General features: G+C 61.1%; 23 protein-coding genes. 15 read left to right on the top strand and 8 right to left on the bottom strand.

The features are described 5' to 3' along the window. Positions 1 to 181 precede the first annotated feature (181 nt). The 8 genes from ABNU55_RS01840 (at position 182) to ABNU55_RS01805 (ending at position 8,173) form a co-directional block, all read left to right on the top strand. Positions 182 to 1,636 carry a TrkH family potassium uptake protein gene (locus ABNU55_RS01840; RefSeq protein ID WP_290753063.1) on the top strand — a complete coding sequence of 485 codons (1,455 nt, stop codon included), beginning with the start codon at positions 182 to 184 and terminating at the stop codon, positions 1,634 to 1,636. Positions 1,637 to 1,707: 71 nt separating this feature from the next. Continuing rightward, entirely contained in the window at positions 1,708 to 2,994 is a 1,287-nt protein-coding gene (locus ABNU55_RS01835) for a glutamate-5-semialdehyde dehydrogenase (RefSeq protein ID WP_290753060.1), read from the top strand. 15 nt (positions 2,995 to 3,009) lie between these two features. Further along, the gene (gene nadD / locus ABNU55_RS01830) at positions 3,010 to 3,639 is read left to right on the top strand and encodes a nicotinate (nicotinamide) nucleotide adenylyltransferase (protein WP_348764203.1); all 630 of its coding nucleotides are present in this window, start codon (positions 3,010 to 3,012) and stop codon (positions 3,637 to 3,639) included. 116 nt (positions 3,640 to 3,755) lie between these two features. Then, positions 3,756 to 4,085 (top strand): ribosome silencing factor, encoded by a 330-nt coding sequence (gene rsfS / locus ABNU55_RS01825; RefSeq protein ID WP_290753057.1) that lies wholly within the window; start codon positions 3,756 to 3,758, stop codon positions 4,083 to 4,085. A 15-nt stretch (positions 4,086 to 4,100) separates the two neighbouring features. Continuing rightward, on the top strand, positions 4,101 to 4,565 hold the full coding sequence (gene rlmH, locus ABNU55_RS01820) for a 23S rRNA (pseudouridine(1915)-N(3))-methyltransferase RlmH (RefSeq protein WP_290753055.1): 465 nt from the start codon (positions 4,101 to 4,103) through the stop codon (positions 4,563 to 4,565). A 65-nt stretch (positions 4,566 to 4,630) separates the two neighbouring features. Beyond that, a complete protein-coding gene (locus ABNU55_RS01815; protein WP_290753052.1) occupies positions 4,631 to 5,443 on the top strand; it encodes an SDR family NAD(P)-dependent oxidoreductase in 813 nt (270 codons plus the stop codon). A 106-nt stretch (positions 5,444 to 5,549) separates the two neighbouring features. Continuing rightward, positions 5,550 to 6,284, top strand: a complete 735-nt coding sequence (locus tag ABNU55_RS01810; protein WP_348764202.1) for a TorF family putative porin — start codon at positions 5,550 to 5,552, stop codon at positions 6,282 to 6,284. A gap of 140 nt (positions 6,285 to 6,424) precedes the next feature. Further along, positions 6,425 to 8,173 (top strand): cation:proton antiporter, encoded by a 1,749-nt coding sequence (locus ABNU55_RS01805; protein WP_290753047.1) that lies wholly within the window; start codon positions 6,425 to 6,427, stop codon positions 8,171 to 8,173. 92 nt (positions 8,174 to 8,265) lie between these two features. Here the strand turns inward: ABNU55_RS01805 and ABNU55_RS01800 are convergent, their stop codons facing one another. Further along, positions 8,266 to 8,790, bottom strand: a complete 525-nt coding sequence (locus ABNU55_RS01800) for a GcrA family cell cycle regulator (RefSeq protein ID WP_290753045.1) — start codon at positions 8,788 to 8,790, stop codon at positions 8,266 to 8,268. Between the two features lie 229 nt (positions 8,791 to 9,019). Here ABNU55_RS01800 and ABNU55_RS01795 point away from each other — a divergent pair, with 229 nt between their 5' ends. Together ABNU55_RS01795 and ABNU55_RS01790 are read left to right on the top strand one after the other, a co-directional pair. Beyond that, positions 9,020 to 9,859 (top strand): ABC transporter permease, encoded by an 840-nt coding sequence (locus ABNU55_RS01795; protein ID WP_290753043.1) that lies wholly within the window; start codon positions 9,020 to 9,022, stop codon positions 9,857 to 9,859. A 48-nt stretch (positions 9,860 to 9,907) separates the two neighbouring features. Continuing rightward, positions 9,908 to 11,737: an ABC-F family ATP-binding cassette domain-containing protein gene (locus tag ABNU55_RS01790; protein ID WP_290753041.1), complete on the top strand. Its 1,830-nt coding sequence runs from the start codon at positions 9,908 to 9,910 to the stop codon at positions 11,735 to 11,737. A gap of 60 nt (positions 11,738 to 11,797) precedes the next feature. Here ABNU55_RS01790 and ABNU55_RS01785 read toward each other — a convergent pair whose 3' ends face one another. Beyond that, the gene (locus tag ABNU55_RS01785) at positions 11,798 to 11,932 is read right to left on the bottom strand and encodes a hypothetical protein (protein ID WP_290756878.1); all 135 of its coding nucleotides are present in this window, start codon (positions 11,930 to 11,932) and stop codon (positions 11,798 to 11,800) included. A 158-nt stretch (positions 11,933 to 12,090) separates the two neighbouring features. Beyond that, a complete protein-coding gene (locus ABNU55_RS01780) occupies positions 12,091 to 12,360 on the bottom strand; it encodes a hypothetical protein (protein ID WP_290756875.1) in 270 nt (89 codons plus the stop codon). 403 nt (positions 12,361 to 12,763) lie between these two features. Here ABNU55_RS01780 and ABNU55_RS01775 point away from each other — a divergent pair, with 403 nt between their 5' ends. Next, the gene (locus ABNU55_RS01775; protein ID WP_290756873.1) at positions 12,764 to 12,991 is read left to right on the top strand and encodes a hypothetical protein; all 228 of its coding nucleotides are present in this window, start codon (positions 12,764 to 12,766) and stop codon (positions 12,989 to 12,991) included. Between the two features lie 7 nt (positions 12,992 to 12,998). On the opposite strand, the gene ABNU55_RS01770 is transcribed toward ABNU55_RS01775, so the two are convergent. Next, positions 12,999 to 13,232 (bottom strand): BolA family transcriptional regulator, encoded by a 234-nt coding sequence (locus tag ABNU55_RS01770; protein WP_290755231.1) that lies wholly within the window; start codon positions 13,230 to 13,232, stop codon positions 12,999 to 13,001. A 79-nt stretch (positions 13,233 to 13,311) separates the two neighbouring features. Between ABNU55_RS01770 and ABNU55_RS01765 the strand changes: the two genes are divergently transcribed. Then, the gene (locus ABNU55_RS01765; protein WP_290755234.1) at positions 13,312 to 14,286 is read left to right on the top strand and encodes a M20/M25/M40 family metallo-hydrolase; all 975 of its coding nucleotides are present in this window, start codon (positions 13,312 to 13,314) and stop codon (positions 14,284 to 14,286) included. An 84-nt stretch (positions 14,287 to 14,370) separates the two neighbouring features. Here the strand turns inward: ABNU55_RS01765 and ABNU55_RS01760 are convergent, their stop codons facing one another. Beyond that, positions 14,371 to 16,245: a M2 family metallopeptidase gene (locus ABNU55_RS01760; protein WP_290755236.1), complete on the bottom strand. Its 1,875-nt coding sequence runs from the start codon at positions 16,243 to 16,245 to the stop codon at positions 14,371 to 14,373. 294 nt (positions 16,246 to 16,539) lie between these two features. Continuing rightward, positions 16,540 to 18,795 (bottom strand): phosphoribosylformylglycinamidine synthase subunit PurL, encoded by a 2,256-nt coding sequence (gene purL, locus ABNU55_RS01755; RefSeq protein ID WP_348764221.1) that lies wholly within the window; start codon positions 18,793 to 18,795, stop codon positions 16,540 to 16,542. A 270-nt stretch (positions 18,796 to 19,065) separates the two neighbouring features. On the opposite strand from purL, the gene ABNU55_RS01750 reads away from it, so the two are divergent. After that, positions 19,066 to 19,689 (top strand): hypothetical protein, encoded by a 624-nt coding sequence (locus ABNU55_RS01750; RefSeq protein ID WP_290754660.1) that lies wholly within the window; start codon positions 19,066 to 19,068, stop codon positions 19,687 to 19,689. A gap of 99 nt (positions 19,690 to 19,788) precedes the next feature. Here ABNU55_RS01750 and ABNU55_RS01745 read toward each other — a convergent pair whose 3' ends face one another. Beyond that, on the bottom strand, positions 19,789 to 20,013 hold the full coding sequence (locus ABNU55_RS01745; RefSeq protein ID WP_290754658.1) for a DUF2945 domain-containing protein: 225 nt from the start codon (positions 20,011 to 20,013) through the stop codon (positions 19,789 to 19,791). A gap of 172 nt (positions 20,014 to 20,185) precedes the next feature. On the opposite strand from ABNU55_RS01745, the gene ABNU55_RS01740 reads away from it, so the two are divergent. Further along, entirely contained in the window at positions 20,186 to 21,322 is a 1,137-nt protein-coding gene (locus ABNU55_RS01740) for an FAD-dependent oxidoreductase (RefSeq protein WP_290754656.1), read from the top strand. 86 nt (positions 21,323 to 21,408) lie between these two features. Further along, positions 21,409 to 22,530, top strand: coding sequence for a hypothetical protein (locus ABNU55_RS01735; protein ID WP_290754654.1), 1,122 nt, complete (start codon positions 21,409 to 21,411; stop codon positions 22,528 to 22,530). Positions 22,531 to 22,567: 37 nt separating this feature from the next. Here ABNU55_RS01735 and purQ read toward each other — a convergent pair whose 3' ends face one another. Further along, complete coding sequence (gene purQ / locus ABNU55_RS01730; protein WP_290754653.1) at positions 22,568 to 23,230, bottom strand: phosphoribosylformylglycinamidine synthase subunit PurQ; 663 nt, start codon at positions 23,228 to 23,230, stop codon at positions 22,568 to 22,570. Positions 23,231 to 23,287 lie beyond the last annotated feature (57 nt).

Below are 23,287 nucleotides of genomic sequence, written 5' to 3'. Positions count from 1 at the left end.
GTTGAAATATCATCGTTTACAGACCGTTAACTTCTGACGTTTTGCTGACTAATTTTTTTTGCAGCCTTTTTTAACTTTTTCGCAGGCAGGGCGCCTTCCCCTGCGCCCGTGCCCTTCATGGAACCCGCCGATGAAGAAATTCTCCGCGCAGGCCTGCAAACGATGCTAAAGGCACCGCGCGATGCAGATTAGAGCCGTCATCTTCGCAATAGGCATCATGGTCGCCCTGCTGGGCGCGGCCATGATCCCCTCTGCCCTGCTCGACATTGCCGACCAGTCGGACCAATGGCCCATCTTCCTTGTGTCGGCGGCTGTGAGCATTCTGATCGGTTCTGGTCTTGCCGTCCTGTCCGGCGGCGCACCGCCCTCTTCCGGGGCCCGCGAAGCCTTTCTCCTGACGGTCGTGATCTGGATCGCCCTGCCGCTGATCGCGACGATACCGTTCATCAGCTATGGCATGTCCTTTACGGACTCCATGTTCGAGACGGTATCGGGGCTTACGACGACGGGCGCCACCGTGATGACGGGGCTCGATACGACAGCGCGCGGCATCCTTCTCTGGCGGGCTATCCTGCAATGGATCGGCGGTATCGGCATCATTGTGACCGCCATCGTGATCCTGCCGATGCTTCGCGTCGGCGGGATGCAGCTCTTCCAGATCGAGAGCTCTGACATGTCCGGCAAATTCCTGCCGCGTATCACGGAAATTACCGCGCAGACGGGCATCGTCTACCTTGTCATCTCCATGATCTGCGCGATGACCTATGCTTTCTGCGGCATGACGGCCTTTGACGCCATCACCCATTCCATGACGACTATGTCCGCGGGCGGCTTTTCCACCCATGATGCGTCATTCGGCTATTTTGCCGATACGCCTGCCGCCTATGCCGCCACCGTCTTCATGTTCATCGCCGGGCTGCCCTTCAGCCTGCTGACCCTGCTCATCCTCCACGGCAGGTGGCGCCCTTTCGCAAACGACCCCCAGCCCCGGCTCTATTTCTGGCTGGCCGTAGGCTTTGCCACGGTCATCGTGGTCTGGCATGAGGCGGTGGTCGACCCGCCGGTCTTCGACCACATCTTTCACGGCTTCCGGCAGGCTCTGTTCAACATCATCTCGATCATGACGGGGACAGGCTACGCGTCGGCCCCCTATGACACCTGGGGTGGCCCTGCCGCCGTCATCTTCCTTATCGCAACCTTCCTTGGCGGCTGCGCAGGGTCTGCGGCCTGTGGCATCAAGATGTTCAGGCTGGAAATCAGCTTCAAGGCAGTGACCGCCTATGCTGCCCAGATCGTCAGGCCCAACCGTATTGTCCGGGTCCGCTATGCCGGGCGGGTCGTCTCCTCCGACACGCTGCAGTCGGTCATGGTGTTCGTCTTCCTCTACATGGCGACATTCGTGATCGCAGCGGTTCTCCTCTCGCTGACCGGTATGGATACCCTCTCGTCAATCTCGGGCGCGGCAACGAGCATTTCCAATGTGGGCCCCGGGCTTGGCCCGGAGATCGGCCCTTCAAGCACCTTCCAGGGCATTCCCGAGCCGGCGAAATGGGTTTGCCTGACCGCCATGCTGCTTGGCCGCCTCGAATTTGTTTCCGTCTTTACGCTGATGACTGCGCGCTTCTGGCGCGGCTGACGCAAAGGGACCGGCGCGCCGATTGGACAGCCGTCTTGCGCGCACCTTCTGTTTCCGGCACACAGCCTGTCATGAGCCGGATCATGCGTTCTTCTGAAACAAGCCTTGCCGACACCATGCTGGAAATGGGTCAGCGCGCACGTGCGGCATCATCCCGCCTGTCACAGCTTACAGCGGACAGCCGCACCAAGGGTCTCAACGCGATGGCAGATGCGCTGGAAACCTCCAGCGAGGACATTCTGAAATCGAATGCACGTGACATGGAAGGCGCCAGGCAAAAGGGCCTCAGCGAAGCCATGCTCGACCGCCTTCTTCTCACACCGGACCGTATGCGCGCCATGAGCGACGCTGTCCGCAAGATTGCAAACCTGCCTGATCCGGTCGGCGAAACGATTGCAAACTGGCAGGTCCCCTCAGGGCTGGATATTTCGCGCGTGCGCACCCCATTGGGCGTCATCGGCATTGTCTATGAATCCCGGCCCAATGTGACAGCCGATGCCTCGGCACTTTGTCTGCGGTCCGGCAATGCGGCGATCCTGCGCGCCGGCAGCGAAAGTCTCAATTCGGCCCTGGCCATCGCGACGGCGCTGCGTTCAGGACTTAAGGGGGCGGGCCTGCCGGCCGATGCGATCCAGCTGGTCGATACGCGCGAGCGTGAGGCTGTTGGCCATATGCTGTCAGGCCTTGGCGGCAATCTCGACGTGATCGTCCCGCGCGGTGGCAAGGGCCTTGTGGCCCGGGTGCAGCAAGACGCCCGCATCCCGGTCATCGGCCATCTGGAAGGTCTCTGCCACGCCTATGTCGACGCGGACGCCGACCCGGAAAAGGCGGTCAACCTTGTCTACAACGCCAAACTCCGGCGCACGGGTGTGTGCGGGGCACTTGAGACCCTGCTGATAAATTCATCCGTTGCCAGCAAGCTACTGCCAGCGATCGCCGCACCGCTGCGCGACAGTGGCTGCGAGCTGCGCGGCGATGCGGCCGCACGGAAAATCCTGCCGGATATGGAAGCTGCCACAGAAGAAGACTGGCGGACTGAATACCTCGCCCCCATTCTGTCGATAAAGATTGTCGACGGTCTGGACGGCGCCCTGGCCCATATCTCGAACTATGGCACAGGCCATACCGAACTGATTATCACAGAGAACGGGTCCACCGCTGAACGCTTCCTGCGCGAGGTCGATTCCAGCATCGTGCTTCATAATGCCTCCACCCAGTTTGCCGATGGCGGAGAGTTCGGCATGGGCGCGGAAATCGGTATCGCGACTGGCCGGATCCATGCCCGCGGGCCCGTTGGCGCCGAACAGCTGACGACGTTCAAATACGTCGTTCGCGGCCATGGCGAGACCCGCCCTTAAGGGCGCCTGACCTTTGTGAGCAGCCCGACCACCTCTTTCCTTCCGCCCGTGCGGACCTTGCCCCCCTCTCAGACCACCCAGAGGATCGGTCTTTTCGGTGGGTCTTTCGATCCGCCGCACTCAGGCCACCTGCACGTCGCGAAGACAGCAATGAAGCGGCTTGACCTCGACTGGGTGTACTGGCTGCCTGCCCGCGGCAACCCACTCAAGAGCAAACCCGCCGACTTCTATGAGCGCGTGCATGCCGTGCGCGAACTGATTGGCCACAACCCAAAAATGTTCGTCAGCGACTTCGAACACTGGGCCGGGCTTCGCTATACGGTGGACGTCATCAATGGCTTTACCGCCCATTGCCCGCGTGCCCGATTTGTCTGGCTTATGGGGGCCGACAGCCTTCAGAACTTCCATGACTGGAAAGCCTGGCAGTCGGTGGCATCGATGTTACCGCTCTGTGTCGTTTCACGTCCTGACGCCGGCCCGCGCGCCCTGCGCTCGCCCTTTGCCAGGCGGTATGCGGCCAGCAGGCTGAGGGAGAGGGATGCCGGGCTGCTGCCTTTTGCCGAGCCGCCTGCCTGGGTATTCCTGAAGGCGCCATTCGACCCGGCTTCCTCAACGCAGCTGCGCGCACGCGCGCAAAAAGGCTAGAGCCGCTGCAGTGAGCGTGTTATATTCCTTCCGGAATCGGAAAAAAGGATTACGCCCTGCCCTCTTCAAGCCCGCAGCCGTTAAAGGCCGCCAAAGCCAGCGCTGATGACATTCGCGTGATCGCGGATACGGTCATCAACAGTCTCGAAGACGATAAGGCCGAAGACATCATTTCAATTGATCTTCAGGGAAAGTCGTCCCTCGCCGACGTGATGGTTATCGCGTCCGGCCGGTCAGCGCGTCATGTTGCTTCCATTGCGGACCATCTTGCGCAGACCATGAAGGATGCGACGGGCCGGCCAGTCAAGGTCGAAGGCCTGCCGAATGCCGACTGGGTACTGCTCGATATCGGTGACATCATCGTTCACCTTTTCCGTCCGGAAGTGCGCAGCTTCTACAATCTGGAAAAGATCTGGGCTGACGACAGCACGCACGGTCACGCCTGATCGGGCGACGGCTGCATGCGGATTACAATCCTTGCGGTCGGCCACCTCAAAAAAGGCCCTGAGCGCGAGCTTTTCGACGATTATCTTGACCGTTTCCGCAAAGCTGGCCGCCAGCTCGGCTTTCGCAGCGCCGACCTGATCGAGGTCGACTCCTCCGGCGGCCTGGATGCCGAAGCCGACAGGCTGATGGCAAAGGTGCCCGATGGAGCACACGTCATCCGGCTTGATGAGTTCGGCACCCAGCACACCTCCACCGCGTTTTCCAGCATGCTTTCGTCCGCCCGCGATGACGGGCTCTCCGATCTCTGTTTCCTGATTGGCGGGGCCGAGGGATATGGCGACGCCATCCGCACCGCCTTTCCGCAGACAATGGCCTTCGGACCGCAGACCTGGCCCCACAGGCTGGTGCGGGTCATGCTGGCCGAACAGCTCTACCGCGCAGCAAGCCTTGAGGCAGGTCTGCCCTATCACAAGGCCTGATCCTTTATTGACGGCACGGCTCGCGACGGGGCAAGTGACAGTCACAAAAAGGGAAGGACACAGGCATGGCAGAGAAAGACCTGGCAGGGCGCAAGGCTATCGTCACAGGATCGGCAACCGGGCTTGGACGCTCGATTGCGCTTCGTCTCGCGGAACGCGGCGCCGACGTCATCATCAATTGCACACGCAGTATCGACGAGGGCGAAGCGACCGTGGCCGCCTGCAATGAGGCCGGCGCACAGGCTCAGCTTGTGGCGGCGGATGTGTCCACGGAGGAAGGCGCAGCCAAGCTCGCCGAAGCCGCTTCCGCCTGGGGCCGTCTCGACATCCTTGTCAACAATGCCGGCATAACCCGCCACGCACGCGACCACTCGGACCTCGATGCACTCAGCCGCGCGGATTTCATCGACACATATGCAGTCAATGTCGCCGGGCCTTTCCTCGTGATGCAGGCCTGCAAGGAGCTCATGGTAAAGGCCTATGAGCAGACAGGGCGCGCCTCTGCCGCGTTGAATATCTCATCCATCGCGGGGGTAACGGGGATCGGGTCCTCGGTGGCCTATGCGGCCACGAAAGGCGCGCTGAACACGATGACGCTTTCTCTTGCCCGCGCGCTGGCACCGGCCATTCGGGTCAACGCAGTCTGTCCCGGCTTTATCGGCACGCGCTGGTTCAAGAATGAAATGGATGCCGAACAGTATGAGCGTCTTGAGGCGAGTGTTGCAAAATCGACGCCCCTAAATGCCGCGAGCGGGCCGGACGACATCGCTGATTCTGCAGTATTCTTTCTCACAGATGCTTCACGCCACGTCACGGGGGAAACCTTGCTCGTGGATGCTGGCACCCACCTCGGATTCGCGCCGCTTACGGCCAGATAGCATGTTGAATCAGCTCTTTTGACAGGCGATTTTTGCGCCGTCTGCCCGTTTTTCGTGCTGGCACGCAATATTTTGCGGTTACATTTAGTTCACAATAGCTGTGAGCATGGCGCGCCTTCACTTTGGCCCTCGAGATGAGGATGCAAAGGAGGAAGAATTCATGCTCAAATCAATCACACGTTTGGCTGTATTAGGGGCCGCAGCTGCAGCGATGGCCGCTCCGGCTCTTGCCCAGGATGCTGGCGAGTGGAGCGGCAACGTCACGCTCACCTCGAACTATGTCTTCCGCGGCATTACCCAGACCGACGAAGCCCCGATGGTACAGGGCGGTTTCGACTGGGCGAGCGACAGCTTCTATGTCGGGACCTGGGCATCCGGCGTCGACTTCGGTGACGGCACGTCGACAGAAATCGACCTCTATGCCGGCTGGACGCCGACCGTTGGCGTATTCGATCTCGATCTCGGCGTCATTTATTACTGGTATCCGGACGCCCCGGACGATCCAGAGCAGAACTTCTTCGAAGCCTATGCCGGTGCAAGCACCACGCTGGGTGACACGCTTGAAGTGGGCGCATCCGTCGCCTACTCGCCGGAATTCTACTATGAGATTGGCGACGCCTTCTACTATTCCGGCAGCGTCGGTCTGCCGATCAACGAGATCTTCTCAGTCGACGCGACGCTCGGCTATTCCGATTTCGTTGACGCAGGCGGCGACTACACCGACTACTCGCTTGGTCTGACGACCTCGTTCGAAGGCTTCGACCTCGACTTCCGCTTCATCGGAACCGATGATGATGACCTTGATGAGTACTTCGTCGTCTCGGTCAGCCGTTCGCTCTAGGGCGCAAAGAGCTTCTTATCTGCCGGACGTGCACCTTGGGGTGCATGGCGGCCTCAGGACAAGGCCGCCGCTTCCAATCGAAGCGGCGGCCTTTCTTTCGTCGCACAACAAGCCAATATAGTCCCCGAAGGAGGACGGCCATGGCGGATGCCGCAACAGCACCAGTCGACGCACTCATCCCGGCCATGACGCTTCTGGCGGCGGGCGGGGCGGCAGCTCTGGCCTCAAAAGCGCTCAAACTTTCTCCCATCGTGGGGTATCTTGCCGTCGGCATCCTCATCGGGCCGCACGTTTTCGGACTGATTGAGGAAAGCTCGACCACGCACCTTCTGGCAGAGCTCGGCGTGGTGTTCCTGCTGTTCGATATCGGCCTGCACGTCTCCCTGCGGGAGCTTCGCGAAAGCCGGCGCGACCTGATGGGTCTTGCGCCGGCGCACCTGGTTCTGACCAGCGTCCCGTTCACCATCGCGCTCACCATGTTTGGCCTCGACTGGCCCATTGCGCTGGCACTCGGCATCTCTTTTGGTCTCTCTTCTACCGCTGTCGTCTCGCGCGTGATGGTGGAGCGGGGGCTTGGCTCCTGCCCCCTTGGTCGCTCGACCACGCATGTGCTGATCTTTCAGGACATCGTCGCCATCTTCCTGCTGATCTTCGCCAATTCGCTCGGCGGCGACGGGGACGGGATGCAGCTTGCAATGACGCTGGCAAAAGCGGCCGGCGTCGCCATTCTGGCTTTCGGTGTGGCGTTCGCGGCCGGCCACTATCTCATGGGGCCTGTCCTGCGGGGCCTCGCCCAGACGCGCAATCAGGAAGCTTTTACAGCGGTGACCCTGCTGCTCGTGCTGGGGGCTGCCTCGGCCACGGCCTATCTCGGGCTTTCGCTGACACTCGGCGCCTTTCTGGCTGGTCTCGCCGTTTCCGGTACCGCATTCCGCCATCAGGTCCAGATGGAAACAGGGCCTTTCCGGGGGCTGCTCCTTTCCTTTTTCTTCATGTCGGTTGGCCTGTCGGTCGACCTTGGCGTGCTGATCAATCGCTGGCCGATTGTCCTTGCCGTCACACTTGCCATCCTCGTTGTGAAAACGCTGACCGGCTTTGCTGCGGCCCGGCTCAACAAATGGAGCAATCCGGGCAGTATCCAGCTCTCCTTCCTGCTGGCGCAGGGGTCTGAATTCACCCTGGTCGTCCTCTCCATCCTTGTCATGACGACCGACGCCGTTCCGGCCGCCCTGGACACGATCGCCGTGGCCTCCATCGCGCTGTCCCTTGCCATTGCCCCCTTCTGGGCAGCAGGCGGGATGAAGCTGTCGCGCAAGATCGCCAACATGTTCAAGGGACAGACGCGGCCCGTCAACGAGATCACGCCTATCGGGCCGGACAGGCCGGTCATCATCTTCGGCATGACCCCGGCCGGCCGTCTGGCTGCCGATGCGCTGGCCGACCACAATATCCCGCATGTCTGTCTCGATGCCGAACCTGAGCGTTTCGTCTCTGCCATTGCCGACGGCTACAAAGTGTCGTTTGGCAATGCTGCCAATCTGCGTCTGGTGGAAGCGGTCGCCGGGCCCAATCCACGCGCGGTCGTTATCGGTGCCCCGCGCTATGAGGTCTCCCGGGACCTCACCCCCGCCGCCCAGCGCGAATTCCCTGACACGCCCCGCTTTGTCTCGGTCGACAATGAAGCCGACCGCCGCCGCTTCGCAAACCTCGGGATGCGGGCCTGGCTTGCCATGGGTGAACCCAAGGGGATTGAGATGGCAGCCGATATCCTGCGCCAGCTTGGCGTGGAAGAGGAAAAGGTCGCCGACTGGATGTCGCGTGAAGCGGACCTGTTTGAGGTCCAGGAGCCCAAGGATCTGGGTGAGAAGGTCGAGACCGAGGCGGCCTGACCCTGACCGGTTTTCCACACGTCCCAAAAAAAGGCCGGACCCGCGCAAGGCAGGTCCGGCCTTTTTTATTCATGCCTGAAGGCGAACGCGCCCTAGCCAGCGATCTTGCGGGCTTCCTGTTCATCCTCGCGCTTGCGCTCACGCTTGCGTTGGGGCTGGAAGGCGACTTTCGCATGTTCGGCGCAGTAAGGACCGCAATCGGATTTGCGCCCGCAGAAGGCAAATTGCGGGTCGGCCGGATCGCCAATCGGCCATTTGCACATTGAGTCGCGCAGCGTCAGGATTGTCGCCGCTTCCCCGTCGGCCACCGGCGCCGGGGCGAGCGCGGACAGAATTGCCTGCTGATCGGAGCGGCGAATCCGGTTTTCGTCGGTTGGTGATGATGTCTGAGCCTGCACGGTCCCCTCTGTCTGCAGCTGCGGCTTCGGCCGGGCCAGACGCGGCGGGCGTTTCACCGGGCGCGACGGCGTGGCGCGGCCCGACAGACCAAGACGGTGCACCTTGCCGATCACAGCATTCCGGGTCACGCCCCCGAGCTGTTTTGCGATCTGGCTGGCTGAGTGACCTTCTGCCCACAGTTTTTTCAGAACATCGACGCGATCTTCGGTCCAAGACATTGAATGGCCTCCTGGCGTTATGCGACCCTAGATATTGTGACGACAGAAATTCGCCGCCGTGCTGAACACCTAGATATCGTACCGAAGCCGAAACGAAACACAATATGCTGATACGGGTTCTCCACAACCTTTCTATATATAGTATCAGCCTGTGGACAGAACGGAAAAATCCTTGCCAAAGCGTCTTTTAGCTATCGTCATTGCGGGGCCGAGCCCCTAAATAGCGCGCATGAGCGATCAGATTTCTGCAGATGCCCGCCCGCTTCCTGCCCCGCCACGCAATTATGGTGCGATCAACTGGATCGGCCTCTGGACCCTCTACAAGCGTGAGGTGGGCCGGTTCCTGAAAGTCTGGATGCAGACGCTGTTTGCGCCGGTCATCACGACGCTTCTCTTCATGACCGTCTTTAAACTCGCCTTCGGCAATCGCGGTGAGCTGACGGGGGACTTTGCCGGGCTGGATTACAATGCCTTCCTGGCGCCTGGCCTCATCATCATGTCGATGCTCCAGAACGCCTTCCAGAATACGTCTTCCTCCCTGACCATCGCCAAGGTACAGGGTAGCCAGGTCGACTTCCTGATGCCGCCTCTCTCGCCGCTTGAGCTGACGCTTGGATTTATCTTCGGCGCGGTGACCCGCGGTATCATGGTCGGTGTGATCGGCGGGCTCGCCATACACTTCTCAGGGCTTGCAAGTCTCAACATCGCGATGATCTGGCCGATCATCTGGTTCAGCCTGATGGCAACCATCTTCCTTGCCGCGCTGGGCGCGATTGCTGGTATCTGGGCTGAAAAGTTCGACCACCTGGCCGCCATCACCAATTTCGTGATCGTGCCGCTGACCTTCCTGTCCGGCACTTTCTACGACATCAAGGTCCTGGTTGAACCCTTCCAGACGGCTGCGCATTTCGATCCCATCTTCTACCTGATCGACGGCTTCCGGGCAGGTTTCATCGGCGTGTCCAACACGGCCCTCTCCACAGGCGTGATCACCACCGCCGGCTTTACCCTTGCCAGCTGTGTCTGGGTCTGGTGGCTGTTCAGAACAGGCTACAAGCTGAAATCCTGATCAACACCGCTTGACTGGGAGGCCCACCCGGCCACACCTCTCGCCACAATGGCTGACCTTCCGATCCTACGCCTCGCTGATGTCGAGCTCACTTTTGGTGGCACACCGATCTTCACCGGTGTGACCTTCACGCTGGCACGCGGAGAGCGCGCGGCCCTTGTCGGGCGCAATGGCGCGGGCAAATCCACGCTGATGAAACTCATAACGGGAACGCACGCGCCCGATGCCGGAGATCTCTGGCGCCAGCCGGGCGTGGAGGCGGCCACCGTCGAGCAGGAGCCCGACCTTTCTTCCTTCGCCACTGTCCTCGACTATGCAGCCGAGGGCCTCGAAGCGGTCTGGATGGCAGAGGCGGAACTTGGCCTTTTCGGTATCGACCCAGACGCAGACCCTGCGACGCTGTCAGGCGGACAGATTCGCCGCGCGGCGCTGGCGCGTGCTTTTGCCCAGGATCCAGACATCCTGCTCCTGGATGAGCCGACCAACCACCTCGATGTGCCGATGATCGAAACACTCGAGACACGGCTCAAATCCTTCCCCGGCGCCGTACTTCTGGTCAGCCACGACCGGCGTTTTCTTGAAAACGTGACCACGACGACGCTCTGGCTGCGGCAGGGTAAAGTCTGGAAGTCGCCCAAAGGCTATGCCGATTTCGACGAGTGGGCCGCCGGTATCGAAGCTGAAGAGGAAAAACAGCTCCAGCGAATGAAGACCCACCTCAAAGAGGAACAGCACTGGCTGGCCCGGGGTGTGACGGCGCGGCGCAAGCGGAATATGGGCCGCCTCGCCCGCCTGCATGAGCTTCGTGCCCAGCATGCAAAACAGCGCAGCGCCCTCAATGAGGCCAAATCCACCGCTGGCCTCAGCGCCGAGAGCGGCGATAGCCAGAGCCGCAAGGTGCTCGAAGCCTTCGGCATCTCAAAACGCTTCGGCGACACGATTATCGCTGAAGACCTATCGCTGCGCATCCTCAAGGGGGACCGGATCGGCATTGTCGGCCCGAACGGCGTCGGCAAGACGACGCTTTTGAAACTGTTGCTTGGCGAGCTTGAACCCGACAAGGGATCGGTGAAGATCGGCCAGACTCTCTCGGTCACATATCTCGACCAGACCCGCGAGACGCTGAAAGCCGATGATACGCTCTGGGAAGCGCTGACGCCGGCAGGCGGTGACTCCATCATGGTCCAGGGCCAGCCCAAACACGTCGCGGGCTACGCAAAAGACTTTCTGTTTTCGCCTGAACAGCTGCGCCAGCCTGTCTCTGCCCTTTCAGGCGGGGAACGCAACCGGCTGACCCTTGCCATCGCGCTGGCCCAACCGGCCGATGTCCTGGTGCTGGACGAGCCGACCAATGATCTCGACATGCAGACCTTGGACCTGCTTGAGGAGATGCTGAGCGATTATGACGGCACGTTGATCCTCGTCAGCCACGACCGCGCCTTTCTCGACGCGATTGTCACTAGCTGTCTTGTGCCCATGGGCAATGGCCGCTGGGTGGAAACGTCAGGCGGGTGGAGCGATGCGGCCCGACAAGTCCCGTCCCTCTCCAGCCGGACAGCGGCAAAACCCGCCGACAAGGCACAGAAGAAACCGGCAGGCCAGACCTCAAGCCATGCGCCCCAGCGCGAGGCGAAGCTTTCCTTCAAGGACAAGCACCGCCTGAAGGAAGTGGAAGCGGCCATGCCGCGGCTGGGCGCCGAGATCGAGAAGCTGGAAGCCGAACTGTCCGACCCGGAGCTGTTCAATAGCGACCCTGCCCGCTTTTCAAAGATCAGCGACCGGCTCGCGGCCGCGCGGGGCGAACTCGAACAGGCCGAAAGTGACTGGCTTGAGATCGAAGCGCGCAAGGAAGAGCTGGAAAAGGCCAATCAGGCCTAACCATCGCTTAATCCATAGGGCCTAGATTCTGCGCTTATGACGTTCAACATGCGCCATCGCCTATACAATACGGGCCGTCTTTCGGGTCTTGCCGCCCTGGCCTGCCTTCTCTCGGGGCTCGCAGCCGCCGATATCACAATGGCGGCTGACAATGACGGCATCCCGGCCGAAACCGACACCTACCGCGTCGGCCATACCTACCAGTCCATGCGCTCCAGCGGCCTGCAGGCCTGTGCGGCCGCCTGCGCGGAGGATCAACGCTGCGCGGCCTGGTCGATCACACCGCCTACATTCCGCATCGGGCCGAGATGTGAGCTGAAAAGTTCTGCCGGCCAAAGCCAGCCAAGGGCTGGCTATGTCTCGGGGCTGAGCGCGGATGTCGTGGCAACACAGCAGGCAGCCGCCGCGCCGCGAACCAATACCGCGGTGGCTGCTGCGACCTCGCCACCTGTCGAACGCCGGGAGATGGCATCCAGCTCATCCGTGCCGCCGAACGAGGCCGCTGTCAGCCACCTGCTTCCGACACCGGTGGGTCCCTCTGCCGAGCCCGCGCCGCAAACGCCCACACCCATAAGCCGGGCCACGAGACGCCCTGCGCCCGAACCGGGGCAGGTGACATCCACGCCCGCTCCTCGCACCGCTGATACGCCGACGACTGTCAGGCCTTCTCCGGCACCTGCGCCTCGTCAAAGCCGACCGCCTCGCAACCTGACGACCCGGCCCGTGCAACCGCCTGTCGCCGATGCCGTCACAGAAACACGCGGGCCAGCAAGCGCCGCCCAGCCTCAACAAGCGCCAGCAAGAGATGTGACAAGTCGCCCAGCTTCAATGGCGCCGGCCCCATCCACAGCAACACCGCAGACGCAGCCGGACAGACCTGCAGATTCGGCGGCAGCCCCGCAGGCAAACAGCCAGCAAACCGCTCAGCCCACCCTTCCACGTACGCGCCCCCTCCCCTCACGTGCCAATCGCCCGGCCCTGCCCACTCCGCGCGAGCGTGGCGGGCCGGCCTATTCTGTTCAGAAGATGGGTGATTTCCCCGGCGATTATGATGCCACAGCTGGCTATGTCGACGGGCTGCCGGAGAATGCCCGCGTCGAACCCATTCAACGCGACGAGGACGACGCAACCGACCAGAGCGCATCAGACAATGATGGCGAGCGCGAGAGCAGGAATGACGACTGGGAAGGCTATCCGGAATATCCAGATCCGCTGGGCGGCCCGATTGGCAGCGCGGACGAGGACGACGACTAGCGCTTGCCTAGTCGGGGGCGCGCGTCTTCAGCGCGAGGGCATGTAGCTCACCGCCCATTGTGCCCTTCAAGGCAGCATAGACCATCTGGTGCTGACGCACCCGCGGTACGCCCTTGAACTGCGGCGATACGATTTCAGCCTGCCAGTGATCATTGTCACCGGCGAGGTCGGTCAGGACGATCTCCGCCTCCGGAAAAGCATTCTTCAGATAGGTTTCGAGTGTGTCTCGGTCCATCGCCATAGCAGCTCTCCTTTGCCGCTCGCACATGGCGGCCAATCGCCCTATGGTCAAGACAATGCCTGATAGGAGCTCCATGCAGATGATCCGTACTGCCCTGATCGCCGGCCTTTTGCTGGCTGCCTGTTCCAGCCCCGCGACGCAGACGGCACCGGTCTCACCTTCCCCCAGCATCCAGGAGGGCACTTATCCGGCCCAGTACCATGACGCCACACGCGCCAGTGCCGCGCTGGAAACCCTGTCCTCGGACGCGTTTGAAGGCCGCAAGACGGGCGAACCTGGCAATCTGAAGGCGCAGGACTGGATTATCGGCCGGCTTGAGACCTTTGGCGTCGCGCCGCTTCAAAACGGCGACTATCGCGCCGCCTTCGAGACGCCGGATTTTTCCGGGCGGCAGATAGAAGGCACGAACATCCTGGCTGTCATTGATGGACGCCGGGGCCAGGATGCCCCGGTCATCGTGATGTCCGCGCATTACGACCATCTCGGCACAGGTGAGGACGGCATCTATAACGGCACCGATGACAATGCCTCCGGCGTCGTGGCCTTGCTGGAAACCGTCGCCTGGTTTCAGGAGAACCCGCCTGAGAATGACCTGGTCTTTGCCTTCTTCGATGCCGAGGAGCAGGGCCTTGCCGGATCGGCAGAGTTCGTCCGTGATCTTCCAGACGCAATCGCGGGCAGGCTCGCCTTCAACCTGAACCTCGACATGGTCTCGCGAGCCGACAAAGGCGAAATCTTCGCAGTCGGAACGCACCATTATCCCGACTTGATCCCGCTTGTTGACGGGGTGGCCGAGCGCGCGCCTCTCAAGCTGAGCCGGGGTCATGACAGCCCTGAATGGGGCGATCAGGACTGGTCTACCATGTCGGACCATGCCCCTTTCCTGCGGGCCGGGGTCCCGTTCATCTATCTCGGCGTCGAGGACCATGCCGATTATCACAAGGTGAGCGACACCTTCGACAAGGTCGATCCGGAGACGTTCGCAAGGTCGGTCGATACCGTTTTGATGGTCGCGGAAGCCGTGGATGAATATGTCGCCGCCGAGGCGAACTGAAAAGCCACCACCCTCGGCGCCGCTCAGAAAAAAAGCCCCGGACCACACTGGCCCGGGGCTTTTCAGTTCAAGGGGTCAGAGCCGCTAATCCCAGCCGCAGCTACGGCCGGCATTCTGCTCTTCAAGATAGCCCATCAGCGGATCGAAATACTCGATGATCGCGGAGCCATCCATTTCGCGGGTGCCCGTGAAGGTCTCCAGCACATCCGGCCACGGCTCAGATGCCCCCATTTCCATCATCGCATTGAAGCGCGAACCGACTTCCTCATTGCCGTAGATCGAGCAGCGATGCAGCGGGCCTTCCCAGCCAGCCTGCTCGCAGGCAGCCTTATGGAACTGGAACTGCATGATATAGGACAGGAAGTAGCGCAGATACGGCGTATTGCCCGGGATATGGTACTTCGCCCCGGGATCGAAGGCGTCCGCCGGACGCGGCCCCGGCGGGACGATGCCCTGATAGTGGGTCCGCTTGTCCCACCAGGCCTCATTGTAGTCGGCGGGCATCGTTGTCCCGTCCAGAACATCCCACCGCCAGCTATCCACCGTCAGGGCAAAAGGCAGGAAGGCAATCTTGTCGAGCGCGGTATTCATCAGAAGCGAGATGTCGGCCTCTTCACCGGGCACCTGCTCCTCAGTGATCAGACCAATATCAACAAGGTAGGATGGCGTTATCGAGAGCGCGATAAAGTCGCCAATGGCTTCGTGGAAGCCGTCATGGGCGCCGTCCTTGTAAAGATAGTCCACGTCCTTATAGGCGCGCTGGTAGTAATTGTGCCCCAGCTCATGGTGGACCGTGTAGAAGTCCTCGGCATTCACTTCTGTGCACATCTTGATGCGGACATCCTCTTCGTCATCAAGGTCCCAGGCGGATGCATGGCAGACGACCTCCCGGTCATCCGGGCGAACGATCATTGAGCGCTCCCAGAAGGTTTCAGGCAGCGGGGCGAGACCAAGCGAGGTGAAGAAGCCTTCGGCGGTCTCGACCATCCTTATCGGCGTATAGTCTGCCTCAACCAGTTCCTCGGTGAGGTCATAGCCCTGCCCCGGCAGGCCTTCCGGCTGGACGAGCGGATAGATGTTTGACCAGGACTGCGACCACATATTGCCGAGAAGGTCCGCGCGGATCGGACCGTTTGCCGGCTGCACCGCATCGCCATATTCCTCATTGAGTTCGGCGCGGACGTAGCAATGGAGCTGCTCATAAAGCGGCTCGACCTGGCCCCAGAGGCGGTCCACCTCGGCAGCCATTTCCTCCGGTGGCATGTCATATTTAGAGAGCCACATCGTCTTGAGATTATCATAGCCAAGCTCTTGGGCGCCCTCATTGGCGATCTCGACCATGCGGGCGTAATCATCCTTCATCGGCGGGGAGACCGTACGCCAGCCTTCCCACACAACCTTCAACTCTGCCGGGTCGCGGCTAGTCTCAATGATGGTCGAGAGCTGGTCGAGGTTCAGCTCTTCGCCCTTATAGGTGAAAGTGCCGGTGCCATAGGTCGCTTCCAGACCGGTGGTGATCTTCGACAGTTCTTCCGCGGCGCCCTCGCTGGAGGGCGCTGGAATGGTCACGCCCGACTGAAGCCGCTTCATCTTTCGGGCAAGATCGGGCGGCAGGTCGACATCATTGAACTGTTTGGACTCATTGGCGAGCGACACAGCCAAGGTCGTGGCGCGCGCACCGGCTTCGGCCGCCGCCGCATTCGTCTCGTCGGTAATGTTGGTGGCCTGCTCCCAAAAGACCGGGCTCACTTCCTTGGACATCTGGCCAAGCTCTGCATCGGCGCGCTCAAGGAAAGCCCGGGCTTCGGCGACCCTGGTGTTTTCCTTGTCGACGGGATCGCCGGCCATAGGCGAGGCAGGTGCATCAGCCCTGGACGCCTGGCCTGGATCGTTGCTGCAGGCCACGAGCATTGCCGTGCCAAGCGCGATGACGCTGGTTGAAATCAGACTCTTTTTCATCGGGAAACCTCCATGATGAAGGCAGCGAAGCGCTCCCCGCATCAAAGGTCAATGGCCGTAATCGCGGAAGTTAACCCGCAGGATCGGCAGAGCCGAAAAGCTGGAGCCGGAGGGCTAGGCGCGCCAGTGCTCAGAGGGCACTGGCGCGCGGGCGGGAAGAAAGAGGCGTATCGCCATCCATCGACGGATTTCCTCCCCGCACTAAGGGAAATTGCTTAGTGCGTTATGGATAAGAGAATAGTGAAATTTTGTACATTTTTTCAGGGTTGAGATCGTCGCAGCCGGATAAGACCCTCAGCCTTCGCCCTTCATATAGCGCGGCAGCCAGCCTTCATGGGCCTCGCGGAGCGCAGCAAGCGGCAGGCTGGTCGCCTTCCCGGTCCGCGCATCGTGCACCAGGCTGATCTCAGCTTCACCGTTTTCCTGGACATAACCGAGATAGAGGCACTTCACCTTGTCGCCTTCGGCTTCGATGAAATCGAAGACGGGGTCTTCGCTCCCCTTGGCCACGACGACATAGCGCGCCGCGCCCTCGCCAAACAGCAGCGACAGGGCCGGAAAGTCAGCGAACCGTTCGCTGATGTCCATGACGACACCTGCATGGCTGGCAAGCGCGATTTCAGCCAGCGCGCAGCCCACACCGCCATCACTGACATCGTGGACAGCATTGACGAGGCCCTGCTCGATCAGTTTGCGCACAAGCGCGGCATTCGCGGCTTCCTCGGCGAGGTCGATACGCGGTGAGGGACCAAGCGCGTCACCTTTCAGCCCCAGCCATTCGCGCGCATAGAGAGAGGCGTCCATGGCGGCGTTTTCGAAGTTTCCAATCAGGATGAGCGCATCACCCGGCTGCGCGCCCTTCAGGGTCGCGATCTTCGACACATCCTCGATCAGGCCTACACCGCCGACGACGGGCGTTGGCGGAATAGCCTTGCCATCGGTCTCATTATAGAGGCTGACATTGCCCGATACGACAGGGAAATCGAGCCCGCGGCAGGCTTCAGCCATGCCCTCGATGGCCTTCACGATATAGCCCATCGTGGCGGGCTTTTCCGGATTGCCGAAATTGAGATTGTCTGTGATGGCAATGGGCATCGCGCCAACGCTTGAAAGGTTGCGATAGGCCTCTGCCACTACGGCCTTGCCGCCTTCATATGGGTCGGCTGCCACATAATGGGGGTTGCAGTCCGAACAGATCGCCAGCGCCTTGTTCGTGCCATGGATGCGCACAATGGCCGCATCGCCCATACTCTGTGAGCTGTCGATCGTATCGCCCATCACATGGCGGTCATACTGCTCCCAGATCCAGCGTTTCGACGCCATGTCCGGCGAGGACATCAGCTTCAGCAGGACCTCGCCATAGTTCTTTGGCTCCGGGTATTTCGAGATATCGAGGGGCGCACGAACCTTTGGCTCAACCCAGGGACGGTCATAATTTGGCGCATCTTCGGCGAGAGGCGGCACAGGAATATCGCAGACCACCTCACCGAACTGCTTCAGCACCATGCGGCCCGTATCGGTCGTCACGCCAATGACTTCGGCATCGAGGTCGTATTTCTCAAAGATGGCCTTGGCGACATCCTCCTTGCCGGGCTTCAGCACCATGAGCATCCGCTCCTGGCTTTCCGACAGCATGATCTCATAGGCGGTCATGCCGGTTTCGCGCTGAGGCACCTTGTCGAGATCCATCTCGATACCGATGCCGCCCTTGTCGGCCATCTCGACCGATGAAGAGGTGAGACCTGCGGCGCCCATATCCTGAATGGCCTGGATCGCGTCGGTCGCCATCAGTTCGAGGCAGGCCTCGATCAGCAGCTTCTCGGTGAACGGGTCGCCGACCTGGACGGTGGGGCGCTTTTCCTCGTCGCCTTCAGAGAACTCTGCCGAGGCCATGGTCGCGCCATGGATGCCGTCGCGGCCCGTCTTGGAGCCCACATAGAAAATCGGATTGCCGGGCGTGGCGCCGCGCGCATAGAAAATCTTGTCCTGGTCTGCGAGGCCGACCGCCATCGCATTGACGAGGATATTGCCATTATAGCCCTCGTCGAACTGGGTTTCACCCGCAACCGTCGGCACGCCAACGCAATTGCCATAACCGCCAATGCCCGCGACCACGCCAGCGACCAGGCTGCGCGTCTTTGGGTGGTCAGGCGAACCAAAGCGCAGAGCGTTGACCAGCGCAATCGGCCGCGCGCCCATGGTGAACACGTCGCGCAGAATACCACCGACGCCGGTCGCCGCGCCCTGATAGGGTTCGATGTATGACGGGTGGTTGTGCGACTCCATCTTGAAGATGGCTGCCTGCCCGTCGCCAATATCGATGACACCGGCATTCTCACCGGGTCCCTGGATGACGCGGTCATTCTTGGTCGGGAATTTCGACAGGTGCCGGCGCGAGGATTTGTAGGAGCAGTGCTCGGACCACATCACCGAATAGATGCCAAGCTCGACAAGGTTGGGGTTGCGCTCAAGCCGCGTCACCAGCCGGTTCCACTCCTCGGCATTGATGCCGTGGCCGGCTGCGTCAGTTTCGGATTGCTCGGCCTGCATGGCCGCGACGATCCGGGCTCCAAGGTCAGTTGTGTCGGTCAATTTTGGTCGCCAGGTCCTGAATGGGTCTATGAAAAGCTCGATACTGGGCGCACGGCTTCGGGACAATGCACCTTTGCGCGAATTACAGCGTTCAATCCAGTCGTCTTTGCCGGGCACATACAGTGAGTCTGCTGCCGGTCGGCAGGAATTTGCTTCTTTTCGAAACCGATAAGGGGTCGCTGCGTTGGTTCCACGGTTCTTGGATACGTGAAAGAAAGGATACCTTCCATGCGACTGATCCTGCTTGCCCTTCTCCCAGCGGCCCTCGCGGCCTGTGGAGACTCCACCGGCTACAGCAATGAGGACGGCACGATGCCGGCTCCCGGCCCCACAATGGAAGAAGCAGCCGCCGAAGCGGAATCGAATGCAGGCGTTTCGCGCGAAATGCCGGAACCGATGGAAGGCAGCTGGACCACATCAACGGATCGCGGCGACCCGTCTGTCAGCTTCGGCCCTGAAGGCGAAACCCTGCTGACCCTGATCTGCCGTTCCGGCGCCACCGAGGATGAAAGTAACTCCCTCGTCATTCAGCGTGCGCTCAGCGAAAGCGAGGCAGGCGAATCGATCGACTTCCTGACCTCAGCGGGCAATGTCAGCATTGATGCTGTGGCTCTCGAGACGGAAACGCCGATGATTGGCGGCTCGATCGACCCCGCCGCGAATGGTGTTGCGACCCTGATCAATGCGGGCGATGCGATCCGCGTGCGTTCCGGCAGTGACGAGATTGTCGTGCCAGCAGACGACGCCATGAAGACCCTGGTCAGCGATTGCCGTCCGGAACCCGAAGCCCAGCCGGAAGAAGAGGCTGAAGGCGAAGAAGGCGAGACCGCCGAAGAGGAATCCGAGGAATAGGATTTCCCTTCCATATCTCAGTTGAATTGAAAGGCCGGTGCGGGCAGTCCCGCACCGGCCTTTTTACTAGATTGTGTGCCCCGGCGATGAGGCTTCATCTCATGAGGCCTTGCGAAGCTCAGATTGGCCTTTCAGGACCTCGGCATCATCCTGCTCGATCAGATAGGCGGGCTCTTCTTCACTGGCCTCCCGCGTGACCTCCTCCCCCTTGATCTTGACCGTCCGCTTTTGGGTGTAGACCTGCCTGATCGTGCCCGCCCCGGTGCCGTTGCCCCAGTCCCATTCGACCTTGTCACCCACATTATAGCCTTTGCCTTTGGACATCCGCCTGCTCCTTTATCTTTTGCGCCTGACTATGAACCGTGCGCGCGCCGGTCAGTTCCGGTGACCTGAACTAGATTTAAGATGAAACAGGCGGGCCGTATCTTGCCCGCAGAAAAGCGCCCGGGCACTGTCGCGCCCTACGGTCCTGATCCTGGAAAAGAGGAAGTCTTTCATGCGGCGACGCGAATTCGTGAGCGGCCTTGGCCTTGCAACACTCGGCGCCTGTGCCACTGCGCCCTCCGCCAGCCCCGTGCAGGCCTCAGCAGGGCCCGATCCCTATGCGAACTATGTCCCGGTGAACTCAACCATGTCCCGTGTCACGCGGACCGTGGTAGGACTCCGCCCCTATCGCCCCGCCGGCTACCGGCTCGAAACCGAGCGGCTTGGCGACAAGACCGTCATTCACAATTACGGCCATGGCGGCTGTGGAGTCACCATGTCCTGGGGCACAGCCAGCGTGGCCGCCGATGAGGCCAGCGCCACAGGGCAGCGCGATATCGCTGTCCTTGGCTGCGGCGTGCAGGGCCTGACGAGCGCGCTCATCCTTGCCCGGCGGGGGCATAATGTCACGATCTACGCAGAAAACCTGCCACCGCACACCACATCGAACGTGGCCGGCGTCCTTTGGATGCCGACCGGATATTTCGACTACGAACATGTCAGCCGTGAATGGCTCGCCATGAACCGCAAGCTGATCCGCCTCGCCTATTATGGCTTCCTGCCTTATGTGAACCGGCCCGGTTATGGCGTCTACTGGGCCGACCATCACAGTCTCGGGCGCCGCGTCCCGACGGACCGGAAGGAGCTGCCGGGCGGTGACGACATCTACCCGGAGCTGAGGATGTCGACCGAGAACAACTTGTTCGGCTATGCCTATCAGGAACGTTTCAAGGCGATGATCATCGATCCGGACTATTATCTCGACGCCATCCTTCAGGATGCCCAGCTCGCAGGCGCGCGCACTGAACGTGTTCGCTTTGCTTCGGTGGAAGACGTCATGGCACTGGATGAGAAAACCATCGTGAACTGTACTGGGCTCGGCGCCTCTCAGATCTTCGGCGATGAGCAGTTGATGCCGGTGAAGGGCCAGCTCAGCCATCTCCTCCCCCAGCCGGACGTGACCTATTCCTATGTCGCCTCGACCTCGAAGGGCGTCCTCTACATGTTCCCGCGCAAGACCGGTCTGGTCCTTGGCGGCACCCATATCGAGGGAGATGGCAGTATGGAGGTGGACCCTGCACAGGTCACCCGCATGGTCGAGGGGCATGCAGAACTGGCGTCCCGCCTGCGCGCACCAGCTACCGCATGAGCTGTCCGGCCGGGTACGTTTCCTAAACTTCCGCGTGCTATCAGCGTCTCGCCCTCAACTCCGAGAGGGCGAGAGCGGGTAGAAACGTGACCGAGATCAGGCCGATTCAGCCAGAGGACATTCCGGGCCTGATGGGTCTCGTCGCCAGGGTCGATTTTCCCTATCGAAGCCATACCGGCTGGCACTGGGCGCTTTTCGAAAATCCCCAGCAGGCAGGCTTTCCGGCGGGGTTTGTCGCTGTCCGGGACAAGAAGGTCGTCGGCGTCGTTGGCTTTCAGGTCCGGGATTTCATTCATCAGGGTACGCCGGTTCATTGTGCGACGGGTCACACCTTCATCACGGGACCTGAAGGGCGCGGCTGCGGCGGCGCTCTCGCCCTGACCGCGATCAATCATCCTGGCATGGCGGCCGTCTATTCAATCAACAACAATGCAAGGTCCGCCGGCCTCTACAAGAAAATTGGCATGAGGGCCTGGCTTGGCGCAGGGGGCCGACGCCGGATGGAATGGCCCATAAGACCAGCCGCGATGTGGACCGGTATCGGTTTTTCGCGCCTCGCACGCCACCACGACAAGCTCTATGATCTTCTCTCCGCTCGTGAGCGCTTCAGGACACGCGCTGCCACGCTCGCAGATATTGCAGCGGATGTGCTGCCTGCTGAGGAGGTGCTGGGCCTGGAGAATCCGGCTGACGCGGACCTCATCGACCAGTTCGGCAAGGCTGTCTGCGATGCACGAACCACAGCGCCGGTCCGCACCCCCGCTTTCTACGCCTATCAGGCTTCAGATCCTGATGCACCGGGACGGACCGTTCTGCTCGCCGCCCGCGGCGAAGGAAAACTCGCAGGGCTCATGCAGGTCATCCTGACAAAGCCCAATGCGTTCGAGCCCGCTGAGCTGGAAATCACCGATCTTGAGGTGCATCCGGCGGCTGCGCGCGCTGAGACGCTGGCAGATCTTGTCGGCAAGGCCTGCAAACTGGCAAAAACGGCCGGGGCGGCACGCCTGCGGCTTCTATATGCGGGCAGGTTCTCCAGCGATGACCTGAAAAAGACCGGATTCAGGCTGGCCCGCCAATATGGCTACGACCCGGCTCACGCTTCATTTGCCCCCGGCATGGAGGGCTTTGCCGGGAAATGGCAGCCGACAGGCTTTGAAGGAGACTTTCATTTCGCCTTGAGAGTCGCACCGCAAACAAAGCCCGGATAAACCGACGGCACGTTGGGACCTCAGTTCTTGAAAACCGCTAGATGGCGGCAATCAGGCTCTCAAAAATACCGCGCCCGTCACTTCCGCCTTCATGACCGCCAATGGCGCGCTCCGGGTGAGGCATCAGACCAAGGACGCGGCCATTCTCCGAAAGCACGCCTGCGATATCGCGCGCAGAGCCATTAGGGTTGCCGGCATAGCGGAAGGCCACACGGCCTTCGCCTTCCAGCCGGTCCAGCGTGTTTTCATCTGCGACATAATTGCCGTCATGGTGGGCAACGGGGATGGTGACCTCATCGCGGTCGCCATAGGCGCTGGTGAATGCAGAATTGGAGGTCTCGATCCGAAGCGGCTGCGGACGGCAGACAAAATCCAGACCGGCATTGCGAAGAAGGGCGCCCGGCAGCAACTGTGTCTCGGTCAGAACCTGAAAGCCATTGCACACGCCCAGCACATAGCCGCCGCGCTCGGCATGCCGGCGCAGACCCGCAATCACTGGCGAATTCGCGGCCATGGCGCCGCATCTGAGATAATCGCCATAGGAAAACCCGCCGGGCACCACAACGAGGTCTACGTCGTCGGGCAACTCGCCATCCTTGTGCCAGACCATCGCCGGGGCTTCGCCCGTCACTTCTGTCAGGGCGGTCTGGGCGTCGCGGTCGCAATTCGAGCCGGGGAAAACAATCACAGCGCTTTTCATGTGGCCCCAATAACAAGGAGTCGATGGGTTTGGGAACCAATTATGTCGGTGGGATTT

The organism is uncultured Henriciella sp. (assembly GCF_964005855.1).
Taxonomy (GTDB): Bacteria; Pseudomonadota; Alphaproteobacteria; order Caulobacterales; family Hyphomonadaceae; genus Henriciella.
This window is presented reverse-complemented; position numbering and strand designations above follow the sequence as displayed.